The sequence below is a fragment of the Paenibacillus profundus genome, assembly GCF_021369635.1.
GTDB lineage: Bacteria > Bacillota > Bacilli > Paenibacillales > Paenibacillaceae > Paenibacillus_B > Paenibacillus_B profundus.
In genome coordinates this window covers 1-17,995 of the sequence record NZ_JAJNBZ010000061.1, presented here as the reverse complement: position 1 = coordinate 17,995, position 17,995 = coordinate 1, and the positions used below count along the sequence as shown (strand labels likewise).

The 17,995-nt window shown below is 43.3% G+C and carries 17 protein-coding genes and 4 pseudogenes; 12 read left to right on the top strand and 9 right to left on the bottom strand.

Annotated features, from left to right (window positions below):
- The 5 genes and pseudogenes from LQV63_RS30430 to LQV63_RS30415 form a co-directional block, all read left to right on the top strand.
- Window positions 1-331, top strand: a 331-nt coding sequence (locus tag LQV63_RS30430) for a hypothetical protein (protein WP_233699521.1), incomplete at its 5' end; no start/stop codon positions are given.
- Between the two features lie 317 nt (window positions 332-648).
- On the top strand, window positions 649-915 hold the full coding sequence (locus LQV63_RS30425; protein WP_157259599.1) for a hypothetical protein: 267 nt from the start codon (window positions 649-651) through the stop codon (window positions 913-915).
- 5 nt (window positions 916-920) lie between these two features.
- On the top strand, window positions 921-1,394 hold the full coding sequence (locus tag LQV63_RS30420) for a GNAT family N-acetyltransferase (protein WP_233699520.1): 474 nt from the start codon (window positions 921-923) through the stop codon (window positions 1,392-1,394).
- A 165-nt stretch (window positions 1,395-1,559) separates the two neighbouring features.
- Window positions 1,560-1,660: pseudogene (locus LQV63_RS32280) on the top strand (kanamycin nucleotidyltransferase C-terminal domain-containing protein); the annotation flags it as partial.
- A gap of 180 nt (window positions 1,661-1,840) precedes the next feature.
- Window positions 1,841-2,098: a hypothetical protein gene (locus LQV63_RS30415; protein WP_233699519.1), complete on the top strand. Its 258-nt coding sequence runs from the start codon at window positions 1,841-1,843 to the stop codon at window positions 2,096-2,098.
- Window positions 2,099-2,211: 113 nt separating this feature from the next.
- Here the strand turns inward: LQV63_RS30415 and LQV63_RS30410 are convergent.
- The 5 genes and pseudogenes from LQV63_RS30410 to LQV63_RS30390 form a co-directional block, all read right to left on the bottom strand.
- Window positions 2,212-3,021 (bottom strand): annotated as a pseudogene (locus LQV63_RS30410) (MerR family transcriptional regulator).
- A 57-nt stretch (window positions 3,022-3,078) separates the two neighbouring features.
- Window positions 3,079-4,059 carry an ATP-grasp domain-containing protein gene (locus tag LQV63_RS30405; protein WP_233699518.1) on the bottom strand — a complete coding sequence of 327 codons (981 nt, stop codon included), beginning with the start codon at window positions 4,057-4,059 and terminating at the stop codon, window positions 3,079-3,081.
- Window positions 4,060-4,102: 43 nt separating this feature from the next.
- Window positions 4,103-4,987, bottom strand: coding sequence for a hypothetical protein (locus LQV63_RS30400; protein ID WP_233699517.1), 885 nt, complete (start codon window positions 4,985-4,987; stop codon window positions 4,103-4,105).
- A complete protein-coding gene (locus tag LQV63_RS30395) occupies window positions 4,984-5,493 on the bottom strand; it encodes a S16 family serine protease (RefSeq protein WP_233699516.1) in 510 nt (169 codons plus the stop codon). Before LQV63_RS30395 ends, LQV63_RS30400 begins: the two co-directional genes overlap by 4 nt.
- Before the next feature lie 44 nt (window positions 5,494-5,537).
- Window positions 5,538-6,038 (bottom strand): YciI family protein, encoded by a 501-nt coding sequence (locus LQV63_RS30390; protein ID WP_233699515.1) that lies wholly within the window; start codon window positions 6,036-6,038, stop codon window positions 5,538-5,540.
- A 228-nt stretch (window positions 6,039-6,266) separates the two neighbouring features.
- Between LQV63_RS30390 and LQV63_RS30385 the strand changes: the two genes are divergently transcribed.
- Complete coding sequence (locus LQV63_RS30385; RefSeq protein ID WP_233699514.1) at window positions 6,267-7,823, top strand: ABC-F family ATP-binding cassette domain-containing protein; 1,557 nt, start codon at window positions 6,267-6,269, stop codon at window positions 7,821-7,823.
- A 162-nt stretch (window positions 7,824-7,985) separates the two neighbouring features.
- On the opposite strand, the gene LQV63_RS30380 is transcribed toward LQV63_RS30385, so the two are convergent.
- Window positions 7,986-8,639 (bottom strand): class I SAM-dependent methyltransferase, encoded by a 654-nt coding sequence (locus tag LQV63_RS30380; RefSeq protein WP_233699513.1) that lies wholly within the window; start codon window positions 8,637-8,639, stop codon window positions 7,986-7,988.
- 179 nt (window positions 8,640-8,818) lie between these two features.
- On the opposite strand from LQV63_RS30380, the pseudogene LQV63_RS30375 reads away from it, so the two are divergent.
- Both LQV63_RS30375 and LQV63_RS32275 read left to right on the top strand, forming a co-directional pair.
- Window positions 8,819-9,127, top strand: a pseudogene (locus LQV63_RS30375) (ornithine cyclodeaminase family protein); the annotation flags it as partial.
- A 35-nt stretch (window positions 9,128-9,162) separates the two neighbouring features.
- Window positions 9,163-9,315, top strand: a complete 153-nt coding sequence (locus LQV63_RS32275) for a hypothetical protein (protein ID WP_407672994.1) — start codon at window positions 9,163-9,165, stop codon at window positions 9,313-9,315.
- Between the two features lie 203 nt (window positions 9,316-9,518).
- Here LQV63_RS32275 and LQV63_RS30365 read toward each other — a convergent pair whose 3' ends face one another.
- Together LQV63_RS30365 and LQV63_RS30360 are read right to left on the bottom strand one after the other, a co-directional pair.
- On the bottom strand, window positions 9,519-10,655 hold the full coding sequence (locus LQV63_RS30365) for a hypothetical protein (RefSeq protein ID WP_233699511.1): 1,137 nt from the start codon (window positions 10,653-10,655) through the stop codon (window positions 9,519-9,521).
- Between the two features lie 474 nt (window positions 10,656-11,129).
- Window positions 11,130-11,438 (bottom strand): annotated as a pseudogene (locus LQV63_RS30360) (DUF3238 domain-containing protein); the annotation flags it as partial.
- Between the two features lie 773 nt (window positions 11,439-12,211).
- Here LQV63_RS30360 and LQV63_RS30355 point away from each other — a divergent pair.
- Together LQV63_RS30355 and LQV63_RS30350 are read left to right on the top strand one after the other, a co-directional pair.
- Window positions 12,212-12,481 carry an alpha/beta fold hydrolase gene (locus LQV63_RS30355; protein ID WP_233699509.1) on the top strand — a complete coding sequence of 90 codons (270 nt, stop codon included), beginning with the start codon at window positions 12,212-12,214 and terminating at the stop codon, window positions 12,479-12,481.
- A gap of 203 nt (window positions 12,482-12,684) precedes the next feature.
- On the top strand, window positions 12,685-13,023 hold the full coding sequence (locus LQV63_RS30350) for a DUF1801 domain-containing protein (RefSeq protein WP_233699508.1): 339 nt from the start codon (window positions 12,685-12,687) through the stop codon (window positions 13,021-13,023).
- 502 nt (window positions 13,024-13,525) lie between these two features.
- Here LQV63_RS30350 and LQV63_RS30345 read toward each other — a convergent pair.
- Window positions 13,526-15,070 carry a flavocytochrome c gene (locus LQV63_RS30345; protein ID WP_233699522.1) on the bottom strand — a complete coding sequence of 515 codons (1,545 nt, stop codon included), beginning with the start codon at window positions 15,068-15,070 and terminating at the stop codon, window positions 13,526-13,528.
- Window positions 15,071-15,369: 299 nt separating this feature from the next.
- Here LQV63_RS30345 and LQV63_RS30340 point away from each other — a divergent pair, with 299 nt between their 5' ends.
- Together LQV63_RS30340 and LQV63_RS30335 are read left to right on the top strand one after the other, a co-directional pair.
- On the top strand, window positions 15,370-16,194 hold the full coding sequence (locus tag LQV63_RS30340) for a MerR family transcriptional regulator (RefSeq protein ID WP_233699507.1): 825 nt from the start codon (window positions 15,370-15,372) through the stop codon (window positions 16,192-16,194).
- Window positions 16,195-16,266: 72 nt separating this feature from the next.
- Window positions 16,267-17,289: a serine hydrolase domain-containing protein gene (locus tag LQV63_RS30335; RefSeq protein WP_233699506.1), complete on the top strand. Its 1,023-nt coding sequence runs from the start codon at window positions 16,267-16,269 to the stop codon at window positions 17,287-17,289.
- Window positions 17,290-17,995 lie beyond the last annotated feature (706 nt).

Here is a 17,995-nt window from a genome sequence, read left to right as displayed (position 1 = left end):
TTATGAATGCATTTATTGTCGCACTCTCGGTTTCCGGTGTCCAGTATTTAGTCTAGCATCAATCAAAAGAAGAAATATCATGTCATCAATGTCCCGACGCCGGATTGATGGCACTGGGTATTTTTTTACGAGAGATTCCATCCGGAACCGCGCTTCAGAGAAGTATTGGAAAGGGACTTGGAAAAAGATTGGTGACTCTTACGACATGATTGAACGTATTAAATTTAATTATGTTGAGACTACGGTCAAGGAAGTATGGAATGAAGCTGAAGAGTGGGGGAAATCCGTTTTGACAAAGCCGGAAAAATCATTGAGCAATCGGGGATCTTAAACCCAAGAATAGATTTGCCAGATTGGGTTCCTGATCTTCCCGGGATTAACTTACAGGAAATAGATGTTTCACGGGTCCGTCTGTTGATCTGCCAGAAATCAGATGGTAACTGGCGTTTATTTCAAGGAGACAAGTGAGGAGTATCGGAATAACGAGGCAAGAACGTAGTATTTTAGTGATAAGTAGGATAAAATCATACTTAGAAAATTTTATCAATTGTTACTATCGCACACATAAACCACAAAACGAGTTATCATTTAATCCCGGCCGTCGCTAGAACTTATTCAAAGCAAATTTGCAACCTATCGGAAAAATGTATGGTTCAGACCGAGCTGGGACGCTTTGCAACAAATGATGAGAGGCAACGGATTGCCATTGGTTCATTGCCATCAAGCCTGCCTATCGGGGGCAGGGGCTGGACATGTCTATGTTCAGCAGAGCGGTTCATCTATTCCGTACTGCGCCTATTTGTCACTTCCGGGAATGCGCCGGAGAAGCTATACTCGAATCTTGGATTTTTATCCGGCGATGAACTGACAGATATGATATGCAGCATGCCCCGATTGAACGATTCGAGAGGATGAAGACCATGTTATCGTTTCAGAAATCATCGGCGGAGCTAGTGGATGCCGAAGAAGCAATTATCAATTCCAATCCTTTATTTAATTTGATATCCAGAAATAAGGAGATGATTTCAACGGAAGAAGTGCTTGATGATATTCAGCAGGCCCATCGCATCGGTGCTCAGCGGATGCTATTGAAAGAGAATCAGGATTATATTGGCATCCTGGAGTACTTGCCTGTCAATCCGGCCGATCAATGTTCATGGCTGGGGCTGCTGCTAATTAGTGGAGAGCTCCAGTCGAAGGGATACGGTTCGCAGGCAGTGGTGTTATTTGAAGAATATATAAGGAGCCAGGGAGTTAGCAAGTACAGAATCGGAGTCATTACGAAAAATACACGAGCCCATCTGTTCTGGATGCGGCAAGAATTCAAAAGGATCAATTCGAAAACAAACGGCAACAACAAAGAGATATTAATCTATGAAAAAAACCTATCGTGAAGGCGAAAGGCAAGGCGGCTTCCTCCCGGATTAACAAATTAAAGGGATGAGAACATTGGAGCTTATGCGGCTATGCGTACTTCAGGGATTTGCGATCGGTTATAACAAATTTTATGACTGCAGCAGCATGGATGGAATCATCGGTTTCTATGGTTGAAGAATTAGGAAGATTTCTCGCATGCAATCAGCGAACTTCTTGTGGGTGAAATGTACGAATTTATTGGGAACTTAGGAATGTAAGTCTAAATCGTCCCGCAAAATTACTGGGTGTTCTGGGGCAATGATCAATCGCTGGTAATTGATCTCGACAAAGGAAGTAAAATTAACGCTCACCAAAGCTATTCCTTAACACAAATTGATAGCAAGCTATTAAAGAAAGCCGCTAACGCAATAAACGAATTAGGTCGTTCTGGAAAATAGAACTTGCATACGTGTCAGTAGAGACGATGAATATCGATTGGGTAGATGACAAGGATTTTGCCAAGTCCTTTGCTAAACCTAAATACGCGCAGAACAAAGCGATGGCAAACAGCACGGTCAAATCACTATTTAATGTAAATTTAGCAGGAAATAAAGTAAGCGCTAAAGAGAATGAGTATACATTCAAGCGAGACAAACAACCTACAATCGTTGGGAAAATCAACATGAAAGGACAGTTCTATTCCTTTTCCATCATTCCTCAAGCTGGATCTCCACTCCAATAATGAAGAAGCGGCCATACTGTCATAGGATGGCTGCTTCTTTGTTATGTTTAACCTAGTTAGAGCTATGGAAATCCTGCAGGCGAGCACTCGCTAATAGAACGACAGCTCGATACTCAAAAACGCTCCTTCTGTTCTGATTGTCCCCGTTGGCGAGAAAGATAAATTTCATAGGCCTGCTCGAAAAGCTCAAGCAGCGCAGGTTCCAGTGGATACAGTCCGATTTGAGCAGATTGTTCCGGGCATTTCCGGATTGCCCACAGTTTATCAAGAAATTCATCTTCGCCTGAAAATGATTCGTCGGTTTTTTCCAGTATACGTATAGTAATCCGCTGTACCTGGGGAGCATTCCGGTCCGGCATCCATATTCTGCTTGAGCTGTGCAATCAGCGCGATCCATTCCAATGAATCTGGATATCGTTGCTACCATTCGGCAAACGTGATAAAAGCTTCTGCTCGTGCTCCTTGAACAGGAGCTCTCGGTATTTCTTCTTCGTCTCCTGACTGTGACCTGACAACTGAATCAACTTGTGAACTGCAGCACCCCTCGCTTTGCCTTCGAAGGCCATGCTGTGTATCAATTCGCGAAGATACTTCTCCATAAGCTTAAGTTTCTCTTGTTCCTCCAATACATAAGCTAACTGGTTGTTTAAACTGGCGGACCAATTCCGATCCTAGATGGCTAACATCTCATCTATTTCTTGTAAGCTAAAGCCCATCTGTTTCAAAAATTGAATATGCTTCATTCTCATTAAATCATCATTAGAATAAATTCGATGCCCGCCGGGCGTCTTGGCTGAAGGTTTCAGCAACCCGATCTGATCGTAATAGCGCAGCGTGCGGACGGTTACGCCGGTTTGTTTGGTAACATCTTGAATCGGAATCGTAGCAGCAACACCTTCTTTGAGATATAAATGTAATCCCATTCTATAAGATGACGCAACGTCATCTTGTAGAATGTCTAATATATTCTGGAATCTTCTTTAGTCATTTCCAAGCAATCTTTGCAGCAACCATTGCGAAATAGATGGAGCCTCACCGGAATCCACGAGCCGTTTTTCATAGAAGTGATATCCAGGTGAAGGATTAATCTCCAGACAAGAGAATAATTGAGCAGCTTCGTCATAAATAAAATCGATACCTGCGAATTCCAAGCCCTCTCTACGTGCAGCTTGAATACACCAAGCAGCCACATCTTGGGGAAGTTCATACCTGGTCATCTTTATTTGTTCTCCATATCGATAATCAATTGCATCCCCGTCGATTTTGGCCGCATGCACCGTATCGCCACATACATGCGCTCGAATACAGGAGCCTTGAAGCATAGGCTGCAGTTGGATTGGACAATGCAGTGCACCCGCTCCATGAAGCAATCTTGCATCCGTTAAAGCAACCACTTCAGATCGAATGGAACTAATCGATTTTACAATCGTCTCATTCGATGAAGCAATCTTGGCAGGAACATTACTCAAGAAGGTAGGAATTGGCTTTACCGTCTGATGAATTGAACGCGAAATTGCCGTCATTTGCAGCGGCTTGGAGTAGTTGAGCGAATGCCTAGACGGACGGTTAATTATAATACCCGGGTAAAAAGCCAACACATCCTGCATAATTTCAAGAACCCTATTTAGCTTTGCACATCTTGTCGACGCGCCACGAAAGTAAATGCCAGGGAAGTGCCCCTGGCGTGATATGTCCTGATCACTCCAAGTAAAGTTGCTCACCAACGAAGAGTCTTCAATGGACACAAGTGAAACCGAACAATTGTTCCGTTCGACGAATTTTTTAAAGTAAAGTGCTGTCCGATCTTCTTCCGAAGCAATGATCAAAATAGCGGGCGAACCTTGTTCTATTTGGATGTCACGGCCATATCCCTCGTCATGCATCAGCGATGGACGCAGATTAACTTGTGTACCCTGTACGTGCGGTCGCAGTGCCGGGAGAATAAAGCATTTTCGTTGCATATTCCATCATTCCTTACCTCAAATCTCTTCCATGTATTAAAGGTTAAAGCGGAGATCCGTCCAAAGCTACAGAGATAAGCTTCAAAAATTCCGAAGTTCTGTCGCCAGGGATATGGCCTGCTTCAATATAGGGACGAATGCTGCCGAACGTGTACTGATTCGCGTATTCGTCATAAAAGAACAGAATTTCGGCCAATCGGATATGAAAATGTTCCATTAGTGCGTGGCAAAGCTGACTCACGTCTTCCAGCGCGCGTGAGCAGTTCATGCTGCCGCCAAGTGGCTGAATCCATTTATTGTTGTCAATCGCCGTAATCACAAAGGGTTTTCCGCGCGGACGCTCATACCATAAATAATGCTCATCAGTTGCTATCGATGTCGGAAATCCAATTTTCCAGTTCATCACATTGAAAGGGTTGTTGGAAACAATAATGTTGGAGCCGAATCGAAAATCGTTAGGCACGTGCTTATACGTACTGAAGCAAGCCCCTGGAACTCGAATCTGCCGAGCATGCCGCTGAACCCAAGCCCACTGGTATGGCAAACTTTGGCAATACCCAGACAATGCCGACCCCCAGGCTGGATTCAATACGTTGCGAAATTCATTTAAGGCAAACAACAAGTACGAATTGAACTCTGATTGGGCAAATTCTCGATCCGATTCTGCAAATTCATGAAACAGGGAAGGATCGAAGCACCCGAGTTGGTTAAGTACACCCGTAGTGCGTTCCGGCGTAATATGTATCCCTCTGTACCACCAATTCACTTTCACTTGTGATTGGTTGGAAGCAATCTCATCATCTACGACGAGTTCATTTATGATGTCATGTCCATCAAGCCATATGACCGCTCCTTTATTCGACGTTGAGAGAAATTCATATACGACATTCAGAAGTTCATTGGACTTGTCGCCAATTAGTAGCTTCATGCGTACCTCCTCATCAAGTCTGTTAAATGGTTGATTCGTAACATGGAGCTGTCATATTCAGGCTGCATGCTGGAAACGATCATATGTTTAAAACCGGCTGCATGAGCAGCCTTTATTTTTGGAGCAGTTCCGTCAACCGGGAATACATCACCGTTAAGATTGATGTTCCCCGTTAAGGCTGTCGCCGATGCAGGGAAAGGTAATTCAACTCCTAGCACCTCCAGTAGGGAATAAGCTAAAGCCAATCTACACGAGGTCCCAGAGCCGTTAATCAGATGGAGCGGGAAATGAAGATGGCAGTCAAACGGCTTGAACGGAAACTCAAGGCTATGGAGGACGAGCTGGACGGCAGACGAACACAGCATAAAGCTTTGCAGCAATTCCTGATCCCATGGCCCTGTTGCTGTCACCTTGAAGGTTCCACCTTGACGCATACAAATTTCAAACGGTATCATATACCCGTTAATCCCGTCTTGACCAACTAACCAGCCCTGGGAATACTTCATGGACATTTCTCCGATCTAATTAGGCAACATGGGTTGTCCTTAACTTACAACAAGCATCTGCTAGCCACATTATCAATGTATGCTTTGCCGTAATAGCCTGACTTAAACAGGGGATCGTTCTCGACAATTGCGGCAGCCTCTGCTAGCGAGTTAGACCATATCACTTGCACGCCTTGTTCCCCGGCGGCATACGATCCCGCTAACACTAACGTTCCTTGCCCGTTCAAATGCTGCAAATAGGCATGATGCTCGTTCAGCAATTGCGGATTGAAATTGCCTTGACGCGATCTTTCTTGGAAAAACGCAATAAAAAGCTGTCTTTCCGGACTAATCTCATATCTGGACTTGGATATTATCGATACCCCTGCGTTCATAAGCATAGGGGCTTCGCTCATTTCTTTCCCTTTATCGCTCGAATCTTTACCCTTGTCGCTAGCATCTTTTCCTTTGTCACTGGCGTCTTTCCCTTTGTCGGAAGATAAACTACCATAGAAGATTCGAGCTGAAGGCTGCTTATGCACAAGGTCTAAGAAAAGGTCGCGCATGTTATTGATTCTCCTTTAACAAAGTTGTTATTTGATCGACGTATCGATGGTAGCTTTTATTCCCGCCTCCTTATCAATTTATACTTATTGCTGAATTGAGTTGTGTCTGGGGAGAAGGAAGTACATGATTCTCATTCATAATGCGGGCAGTCTATTTTATGCTTACTTTTAGGCCCGATAACGTTTATAATATTTCAAGTACAAAGTATATAAGAAAAGGTGTCATGGATGAGCATACTAAACGTAGAACGACTAAGCCACGGCTTTGGAGACCGTGCGATCTTCAAGGACGTATCCTTCCGCCTGCTCAAAGGCGAGCACATTGGACTGATCGGTGCCAACGGAGAAGGCAAGTCCACATTTATGAATATTATTACAGGCAAGCTTCAACCAGATGAAGGCAAGGTTGAATGGTCCAAGCGTGTACGTGTCGGCTATCTCGATCAGCATGCCGTACTTAGCAAGGGCTCAACGATCCGTGATGTCTTGAGGGGAGCCTTCCAATATTTATTTGACCTGGAACAAGAAATGAACGACATGTATGGCAAGATGGGGGACGTAACTCCAGAAGAACTGGAGAAACTTCTTGAGGATGTCGGTACGATCCAAGACATGTTGACGAATCAAGATTTCTATATGATTGATGCCAAGGTCGAAGAGACCGCTCGTGGACTCGGACTGAATGATATCGGTCTGGATAAGGACGTAAACGATTTGAGCGGTGGTCAGCGTACTAAGGTGTTGCTGGCGAAGCTATTACTTGAGAAGCCGGACATCCTGCTATTGGACGAGCCGACGAACTATCTGGATGAACAGCATATCGAATGGTTGAAGCGATATCTGCAAGCCTATGAGAATGCATTTATTCTCATATCACACGATATTCCGTTCCTGAACAGCGTTATTAACCTGATCTACCATATGGAGAACCAAGAGCTAACCCGCTATGTCGGTGACTATGACAAGTTCCAACAAGTCTATGAAATGAAGAAGCAGCAGCTGGAATCTGCTTATAAGCGTCAGCAGCAGGAGATTGCCGACCTGAAGGACTTCGTCGCACGCAACAAGGCGAGTGTCGCTACACGCAACATGGCGATGTCGAGGCAGAAGAAGCTGGATAAGATGGAGATTATCGAACTGGCGAAGGAAAAGCCGAAACCGCAGTTCAACTTCAAAGATTCCCGGGCTTCCAGCAAGCTGGTGTTTGAGACAAAGGATCTGGTCATCGGTTACGATGAGCCGTTGTCCCGTCCATTGAACCTCCGTATGGAGCGCGGTCAGAAGATCGCATTTGTCGGTGCGAACGGTATCGGTAAAACGACGCTGCTGCGCAGTATTCTGGGTGAGATTACAGCGATATCAGGTTCCGTTGAACGCGGAGACAATCTGGATATCGGCTATTTCGAACAGGAAGTAAAAGATGCGAACTATAATACGTGCATCGAAGAAATCTGGAAAGAGTTCCCTTCTTTCACACAATTCGAGGTTCGTGCGGCACTGGCGAAGTGTGGTCTGACTACGAAGCATATCGAGAGTAAGGTTGCTGTACTAAGCGGTGGCGAGAAGGCGAAGGTTCGCCTCTGTAAGCTCGTTAACATCGAGACCAACCTGCTCGTACTCGATGAGCCGACGAACCATCTGGATGTCGATGCGAAGGAAGAGCTGAAGCGTGCCCTCAAGGCATACAAAGGCAGCATCCTGCTAATTTCCCACGAGCCTGAATTCTATCGTGATGTCGTGACGGAAACATGGAACTGTGAATCTTGGACGACGAAAGTATTTTAATTCAGAAGCGTAAAAACGACTCTGTCGCAATTGATGCGATTAGAGTCGTTTTTTTATACGCTTTGAAAAGGAGATAATCCATTTCCCATTCTTGGGATTCGGGGCAGCTTCGATGGCTCGCTAGGATTGTCTCAATATGCTGATGTCTGTATACAGTTTGAGTTATTCCGGTTTCTGTGCACGGTATGAGCGCAATGTCCCAAAAATGGTCGCAAACTGACCGGTTTGTTGAACATGTTCAAAACCGCTTTCACGAAATAATTGTGGAAGTATTCCCTTAGCATGATCTTTGGTGGTTTCAAATCCATCAAGTAATTGAATAGGCAAAAACGCGATCCGCATCCAGAGATTTTGCGGTTTTTCAAAATCAATGATATTGATTTTCCCTCCGGGACGTAAGGTGCGAAGCAGCTCCTCTAAGGTTTTGCGCTTCATCTCCAAGGTTAAATGATGAAAAAAAAGACTTGAAAAAATATGATCCAGATGCGCCTCTGGAAAGGGCAGATCAAGTGACATTCCTTTTTGAAAAGTAATATCCAACTGGTTCTGTTCTGCTTTCGTTTTAGCAATGGCTAAAACTTCGGGATCTGCATCCAGTCCGATAATTTCCGCTTCCAATTGCGCTTGCTTTATCATCAGCGTTAATGTTCCTGTTCCGCAGGCTAAGTCCAAAACCCGCTGCCCAGGTCTCAGGTCAGCTTGATGAATCAAATGGCTTTTAAACTTCGCTTCCTTCATTCCCCGTTTTAACAAAGGATCGTATATGGGGGTCAACCAATGAAATTTCATCGCCGGAATATACTCTTTTTGTGACATTATTGAACTACCCCTTTACCGCGTAATCGGGATGTTATAAAATGCCTTTGCTGTTTTTCTCTTTCTTCATACGCCTCTTTAGTTTTTAGTTAATTTTATCATAAATAGGGAATTATGTCCGATTGTTTTTATAGTGTATTGAAAGCCTAGACCGGTGAAAAGAGTGGGGGAGACATTCAGAGAAAGCTGCTGAATACATAGAGACAATGCAATTAAAAAGTTCCGCAACTTTCATGCAAGCAGAGACACCAAAAAAGTGTATTGAAGATGCAGATATAATTATTACAACTACTGGGAGCAAAGCACCTCTAATTCAAAAAGATTGGGTTCAAGCAGGGACACATATTGTCTGTATTGGAGCTGATATGGAAGGTAAACAAGAAATAGACGAAAGGTTATTTGAGGATTCTAAAGTAGTAGTGGATAGCCTTGCCCAATGCACTAAACGTGGAGAACTACAACATGCGGTTCAGCAAAAATCATCGTAGAAAAAGATGTATATGCAGAATTAGGAGAAATCATATTGGGCCATAAGGATGGCCGACAAACTTCTAACGAAATCACAATCTTTGATGCAACTGGGTTATCAATTCAAGATATATCGGTTGCTAAAGAAGTCTTAACAAGTGCTATCGAACGAAATATAGGGTTTTGTCTACCCTTCATTGAGATATAATTGATTCATTTGGTTGGTTCATCCTAAGGAACGTATCTCTCGCATAAAAGTGGGGGAATATGTTGCATTAGTGCGCCCCTCAGGCGAAATCTATGTTCGTTAATTCCACGCATTTATGAAGTAAAAGAGGGACAAATCCTTCTTGATGGCAACAATATTAGAGATATAAGCTTGCGTTCATTAAGGCGGAACATAGGCTTTGTTCAACAAGAGTCAGTTTTAACATCCCTGATTTTCCAAGGGGAATACACTGATTCCCTAATCACCATAAATCGAAAGGTTATCGTCTTCTCGGTTTGAGACTTTCGTTTAACAGTAACCGTTCGCTTAATCTCTGCAGATAAAGAAAGTTCTCTATACTTATTGGCGCTTTTAACCTTATGCTTATTTAATCGAAAAGTGGATTTGTTCTCCAGTTCCTTTAGAAACGGATTTGCAGTATCAGGGGGCAGTCCTTTGGATACATGTTTAAAAAGTTCATAATCCCGCTGAGTCAATGCCCCAATAAAGATATCCGAAAGCATATCGGGCGACGCATTACCTAAAAAAGGGTCCCGTTTTCCAGCAGCTGTATGAACCATCAACTGGTGAAATAAATCGGGATTCTTGGATCGATGCGTACTGCTGCCTAAAAAATGAACGCAGAAATGACCGGAAAACCCGTTGTCCGGGATCCCGTCTCCGCCGTGAGGCATACCGTTCATGGAAGCTGCTATCCTATTATGATCAGCAACAACGATAATCGCTTTACGATCCCAGCTCCATTGATTATTATAAATTTCCTTCATCGTCTGAGCGTCCTGTTTGGTTAGTGGCTGTACGTCGGCATGTTTGCTTCCCGCCCGTCGTTGCACACGAAATGTAAGCCCCTTTTCTAAATCTATAATAGAAAAGACGCTTCTCCTCGGAAGCCTTTGTTGGACTTCGCTCCAAGGCATAATCATTCCATAATGTTTGGCTCGTAATTCGTCCGCATATTTCAGTATTTGTTCTGTTCCTTTTCGGGTGAAGAGAAGGCGATTATGTTCTATTTCATTCCATAAGGATCCAGACTCCTCCATTCGAAAGTGTTTCTCTTTACCTGCTTGTACAATTTTTACGTAAATGTCTGTTAATGAAGCTTGATATTCCGATTTTTCTTGCTTCGTTGATTTTAATAACCGTAGAGTATCTTTGTTACCTAGAATAATTTTGTGTTCATATGTTGCCGAAGGGCTAGTGCGTACACTAATGACCATCATTGTTTGAGATGTATCTGCAGCATATGCCGTCATCAGGTAAAAAGGCAAGAAGCATAGAACCAGTAAAAATAAAGCGGATCGAATCATCACAGGATTCATATGTAAGCCCCCAACAAAAATTAATCTTTTGAAAAACCTTAGGGCAACTATGGTGAATAATTTGTTCATGCCTAACCCCATAAGTAGTGTTAGACCTAGTTTAGCCGCAAAGCCAATTCTTATTCGACATAAGCAATCACCAAGCCCGTAGCACGCAGCTATAAAAGGGGAGGGGGAATAAATCTTAAATACTGCCCGTACTAGGGTTTGGCTTATTCTTCCTTGAGAATCGTATGACTGCAGTATCAATACATGATCAGCTAATTCACGAAGATTGCACGAGGATCTGATATAGACAACAGAACGCGAAAAACGTACGTTAGCAATTGTGTTACGTTCTGATTCGAACATTAAGCGCTAAGTTGTATTGCATTAGGGTATATTAATGCCCCGTTAAAGAAGGCGTCATACAACGCAATTGCTCTTGTGCTTCATTCCTTAACGTATGAAATCCGCGTTTTGTTGGCGCGTGCCCTATATCCTCTTCTCAAAATGATATTCCATCTCGCCAGCCAAAGACGCTGGAGTATCGCCGGTCTCATGGAAATTATGCAAATGAATGGTTTGAAACTCGCCAAAGTCGACTTGTTTGTAAATTTTATAACACGGGAATCCGTCATGAGAGCCTTTCATATGAACCGTGCCATCTGTACTCACTTTCACGTTAAGTTGGTAATCTGCAGCCGGAGCAGTAAGTCGCAGTGGATTGCTCGCGCTTGCTTTCATTACGAATGTGACCTCATGTTCGTCCCACGATTCATTCTCCACTATAACGCCATCCGTCGATGCCTGTCCTTACCTATATTTGATCTCACCGGCTGGAGACGTTATTTTGAGTACCCGGCAACAAATCCTTGATTTTCACCGGCCATTTTCGAAAGCAATGTTGTCACGGCGAGACGAAGTATATCACAAGCAAAAAAGTCGATTGATTTTCTTCATCGTTCGAAGCATTTGCTCCAGATCTTCGAGTTCAATCTGAGAAAAGTATTTTCTAATGAAAGTCTCATCCGCCTTAACAATCATCACAAATGTGCTCAAAATACTTCTGAAATGCTACATATACATGATTCATTTAGCGAATAACAGATAATCGAAATGTTATTGATAAGTCCATTCAGAACCTAAATATAAAAGAAAAGTGCCTATCATTTATGCGGCACTTTTTGTTCTGTAGAGAATAGGGATTTTTATATAATGTTTTTTGCTTCAGAAATCCAATCAAACCGTCTTATCAAAAACTACTATATCGATAGTTCTGCCGTATATGGCGACTATTAGGTGGCAGCCCATATGATACAAGTTATTAATGTACCCGTAGCCGATAATTCTACGTATCCCCCTAAAAGTTCAGGTAGCATCACAATTTGAGACTAGTACGATTCACGACATCACTATCATAACCTGCAAAATTTGTTGTTATTTCAGCAAGCTCCACATTCTTGGTGGCATTTTTACTTGATTAATCAATCATTCTATTCTATCATTCGGTAGTATGTTTTACCATTTCATGACATCATATCGTTTATGACAAAGTCGGCAAGGGCCCAGCATTCGTGCTTGTCGCAGGTGCATTCAGCTATCGCAAATTCCCAGCTCAAGTGCAGCTGGCTAACTTGCTGTCAGCGCATTATACGGTATACAACTACGATCGCCGCGGTCGCGGCGATAGCGGAGATACGCAGCCTTATGCCACACAGCGTGAGAAAGAGGATCTTCAAGCCATCATTGATGAAGCGGGTGGTTCAGCTTATGTCTGGGGCCTGACATCCGGTGCGATTCTTGCCCTGCAAGCAGAAGCCTCAGGAGTGAATATTTCGAAATGAGCGCTCCATGAGCCTCCTTTTATCGTCGAATCGAATGATCGCAAACCGCCGCAGGATTTTCGAAAGCACGTCACCGAACTGATCGCGGCAATCGCCGGGCGGATACAATCAAATATTTTATGACCGAGGGGAGGGAGACCCATCATTTATTGTCAGCATGATGCGCATCAAAAATTAAAGTGAGATGAAGGGGAGTTTAAACGATGAATCAAGAAGTAGTGGAATTTATCGAAGCGTTGACAGAATCTTGGCAAAGAGAACTATCCTTGGAACTGCGCAAGGTTGTCCATCAAGCGATTCCAGATGTGACAGAACGAATTCAGTACAAGAAACCTCATTTTTTGAAAAACGGAAAATACGCTGCAGTCATTTCGACATCGAAGGATACGGTCAGCTTTACCATCTTCAATGCTGCAGCGTTGGTTCTTCCCGAAAGTATGTTCTCAGGACCAGCAGAGCGAAAAACACTGAAGCTGAAGAAAGATCAATCATTGGATGCGAATCAGCTAGTATCATGGATAAGAGAAGCTTCAAGTTCGTGATAAATATAAGTGAGAGAGTTATTTATCCCAGATGAATATAGATTGGAATTTGGCGGGGGGATTAAATGAAACCTTTTAATAAGCATTTTGGGGATACATATCTAAAATTTGTACTTATGACATACGTCCGGGTTAAGCTTTGCACTGGCATGTATTAGAAAGCTAAGTGACAGTGTGTGGCTTTGCGTTTTATTCCATTGCTGTTCAAATGCGTTTTCAAATGTATTTTTGGTGAAGGCAACAGTGCCGGCAGCTATCGTAACTGCTGTGCTTATGGTAGTCGTTTCAACAGCGATGATGATGGTATGTAGAATGAAAATATCCAATGGATAAATGATGCCTTCGGATCGCAAAAACAGCCGGATCGTGGAGGATACTAGGCCAGGAGAAAGAAGATAGGTATACATCAGTCAGTTAACAAATAGATGATGCTGACAGTTTATAGAAAGGGAGCTCACACGCTGTACGCTGCGGAGCTCCCCCTTTTATCAGTTTTAATCTCTTATTTTACCGTTTTGGCGTATTCTGAGGACTTAATACCGGATTGACGGCCGAAAATAATGATTTCTGCGACTGAATTACCACCGATTCGGTTCTCTCCGTGCAGACCTCCAGTAACTTCACCCGCGGCAAAAAGACCCGGAATCGGTTTTCCGTCTTTGTCCAACACTTCCGTATTCGTGTTGATTCGCACACCGCCCATCGTGTAGTGAATTCCTGGGCCGATTTTGATGGCGTAGTACGGCGCAGCGGTAAGGTCATGATCCATTCCCGTCTTTCTGCCGAACTCGGCGTCTTTCTTATTTTTTACCGCACTGTTCCAGGTATCGAGGGTCTTTTGTAATTGATCCGCCGGTACGCCGATTTCTTCAGCCAGCGCCTTGATTGTGTCCTTTGTCTTCACAAAGCCCATTTTTTCATATTGTTCGACCGCTTTGGAGCGTGATTTAACGCCTGAATCGAATACAAGGAAAGCGTTTTTCTCAGGTAGCTTAGTGATCGCCGCGGTTACGCTGTCACGAGCAGCCATTTCGTTAATGAACCGTTTGCCTTTGCTCGTTATGAGAATTGCACCTTCACCGCGTACCGCTTCGCCGATGAGGTAGGAGTTTTCCTGCTGCACTGTCGGGTGAACCTGGATCTGTTCCATATCGACCGTGTTGCCTCCCATTTTTTCGATCATTTTTATGCCGTCGCCGGTGCTTCCTTTTTGGTTCGTCGTCACATAGCCTTCTAGATCCGGCCGAACCTTGGAGATGATGTCCATGTTGGCGCCAAATCCTCCAGCCGTGATCACGACGGATTTCGCAGCGATCGTTTTTTCGCCATTCTGACCGAAAACAACTTTCACCCCATTCGCTTTTCCATCTTGCTTCGTAATTTCTTTGACATTGGCATTGACAAATATCGGGATGCTCTTCTCTTGAACGTTCTTCAGTAAGCCGGTCACAAGATACTGGCCAACGGCGGAGCCGTCTTTAGGACGATGGGTGCGTTTCTCGCTCATGCCGCCCGTGATCGTGATATTGTTCAATGTGATGCCGATGGAATCCAGCCACTCGATGGCTTTGGCTGAATTGTCGACGAAAAAGTGAAGCATGTCCGTATTGTTCGTGTTATGTCCACCTTTTAATGTCTCTTCGTAAAATAAATCATTATTATCCGAAATGCCCTGCTCCTTTTGGAATTTTGTTTCCGATGCGTTCATGCCCGAAGACGCTTTGCTTGTATTGCCGCCTGCAACCGGCATTTTCTCGAGAATGACCGGATTCATGCCTGCGGCCTTGGCTTCAAGCGCAGCAGTCATGCCTGCGCCTCCAGCGCCCACGATCACGATGTCGTAACTGTCTTTTAGCTCCTCAAGCGGCGTATATTTCGCCATGGATGCACCCGACGTAGCATCTTTTTTTTCTTTATCCTTCTCTTTTTGTACAGTGTTGTTCGTGCCCGCGTTCTTCTCCGGTTTCTTGCTTACGTTTCCGCATCCTGATAGGATGAGCAGGATGGAGAGCAGAAGAATCAGGGCCATTTTTGATTTTTTTTGCATCATGAAATCCTCCACTATTGAATTTCTACTGTCTCTAGGATGAACATAAGGAGCCTAACCCCCAAAGAGAGGTGACCGTCCGTCTGCTATGGTAAAGTCTCCGAGGTTGCTCTGGACTCTCTTGCGATTCATCACATATAGCATGTCAATTTCCACCTTTTATTATTTGTGAAAATCTCCAAAATCAATACTTTTGCATTTGACTTTTCCCTTAGGGGAAGCTGTACATTGAAATGGAACAAAGATCGATATGTAATGCATTTAGTCCGTATAATAATATGAAGAATGGAGGTGACCTCTTGCTATCGATTGGAGAATTCTCAAAGATATGCGAAGTATCTACAAAAACGCTTCGATATTATGATGAAGTTGGATTAATTCATCCTGATGAGATTAATCCTGAAAACGGTTATCGATATTATTCCATCAGGCAACTAAAAAAGATGATCTTTATCAACCGGTTGAAATCCTATCATTTTTCTCTGGAAGAAATCAAAGCCATTCTGGAATGGGAAGAGGAGCAATCCGAAGAGAAGCTTTGTTCTGCTCTTAATCGCAAGAGAAGAGAAATACAGCAAAAGCTAAATGCTCTTGAATATACCCTAAAACAAATGACGAATGATATTTTAACTTTAGAGAAGGGCATACCGATTATGTCATACCTTGACAATATAGAAGTTCAGCTTGTTGAAACCCAGCCAATGAATATCCTTTATATGCGTTGGATGATGAGTAGCGATGACTATGTTGCAGGATATGGAACGTATTTTAGCAGGCTATATGAAAAGATTGCTACTGAAAAACTCACCTTGCTTGGTACGCCAATGACGATTTATCACAGCCCTGAATACAATCCTGCCGGCAATGATACAGAGTTTTCCATCCCGATAGAGGAGACTATAAAGGGAACGAGAGATTTGCCTGGAGGCCTTTGTGCGAAGTCTGTTGTAAAGGGTTCATATGCAGAATTGACATCGGTATATGCCAAGCTGAGGGAATGGGTAGAAAAGGAAGGATATGAATTGGTGAATTCACCATATGAAGTATATGTAACCGACCCCCATAAAGCAACCGTTCCTGAGGATATGGTTACCGAGGTGTATTTTCCTGTAAAGAAAAAATAGTAGCAGGAACGGACATTTTCCTTAACGCGCGGTAAGCAAAACAATAAATCGTCTTTTAGAGAGGTAGCTATAATGAACATAAACAACTGGCCAACGACAGAATGGCAAGCCGTAGAGCCGGCAACCTTGAGAATAGACTCTGAAAAGCTGTCAGAGCTTGAACCTATGATAAAAGCCGAGTACAGCAATATAAACGGTATTGTTGTTGTGAGAAATGGATCTATTGCTTATGAAAGATATTATAATGGCTATGGCCCGGATGATACGCACCATGTGGCATCTGTAACGAAAAGTATAATATCTGCCCTTATTGGTATTGCCATAGATGCTGGATATATTAAAAATGTAGATCAGAAGATGCTGGATTTTTTCCCCGAATATGTACCCGATGCTGCTGATAAGCAGAAACGAGAAATCACCATACGCCATCTTCTCACGATGACGGCTCCTTATCCATTTGAGGACTGGCACGAGCCGCTGGACAAGATGTGTATGCAGCCTGACTGGGTAACGTATACGCTGGATATGCTAGGCCAAAAAGGAAGTATTGGAGCTTTTAAGTATTCCACCGCAGGGGCGCATCTGCTTTCAGCCATCATCACTCGCAGCACAGGACAAAGTGCCCGTGAGTTTGCCAACGAACGCTTATTTAAACCGATCGGCATGAAAGAAATCCCGGATTATGAAATGAAATCATTTGGGTTTGAGGATTTATTCGGGAAGAATGTGAAAGGGTGGGTAAAAGACCCGAACCGTAACTCCACAGGCGGATGGGGACTTACGCTAAGTCCTCGTGATATGGCACGTTTTGGTTTGCTATATCTGAATCATGGCATTTGGGACAATAATCAAATTATTTCGGGGACATGGATTGACGAATCAACAACGATGAACCCCAATAATTACGGTTATCTATGGTGGTTACGCGAAGAGGACGGGGTTTTTGCATGCTTAGCACTAGGCGATGGCGGTAATGTCATTTGTTGCATTCCAGACAAAGACCTGGTCGTAGCCATTGCATCCGAATTCATCATGAATCCTCGTGATAGATGGACACTGATTAAGGAATGTATTAACCCGGCTGTAATAGACTAAACTTAAAAAGTGCACCCGCCCAACGGAAAATAAAAAAACCGTTGCTTTGGCGGTAAAGTATTTGTGCGCAAAAACAAAATAGAGTAAGCCAAACGGCGGTTTTGAATAATCATCAAAGCCACCGTTTTCTTTTTTTGAAAAAGGATTTACGGAGGGTGTATTAAGTGCGCCCCTTTTTAGACGTTAGCGTCAAATAGCCCTCATCTTGAGAACAAGGTGTGGACTATTTGACACTTACATTGAAAGGCAGTCTGAAAGGGCAGAGTGTGTCGGATAAGTTAAGTGGCGCTTAGGCGATCCTCGTTTCGTGCGAAGTTTGCGCAGGCCAAGCCGAGAAACCGCTCGGGGCGGTCCCAATGTAAAAAAACCGGCAGATGCTGGCTTAGTCAGTACTATTTTTCGTATATTGCCTTAAGTATGGTTCGAATCCATGACATGTTTCCAAATAACCCATATTTGCCCGATTACACAAAAGAAGCCAGAAGTTCTTTTTAAGTAATTTTCTTCGGAGTTTCTAATCACTATTACTCATACCATGTTAAGTTCAGTTAACGGTATCTATTTAATTGGTTTATTTAGTTTTTTCACAACCATTTGACAATGAAGATCAGTTAGTTTTAAATAAACTTAAAATATTTTAATTAAATTTATCAAGCCTGTTGATTAACCATCAAATGGTAGAAAAAGAGCCGTCAACCCGGTAAAA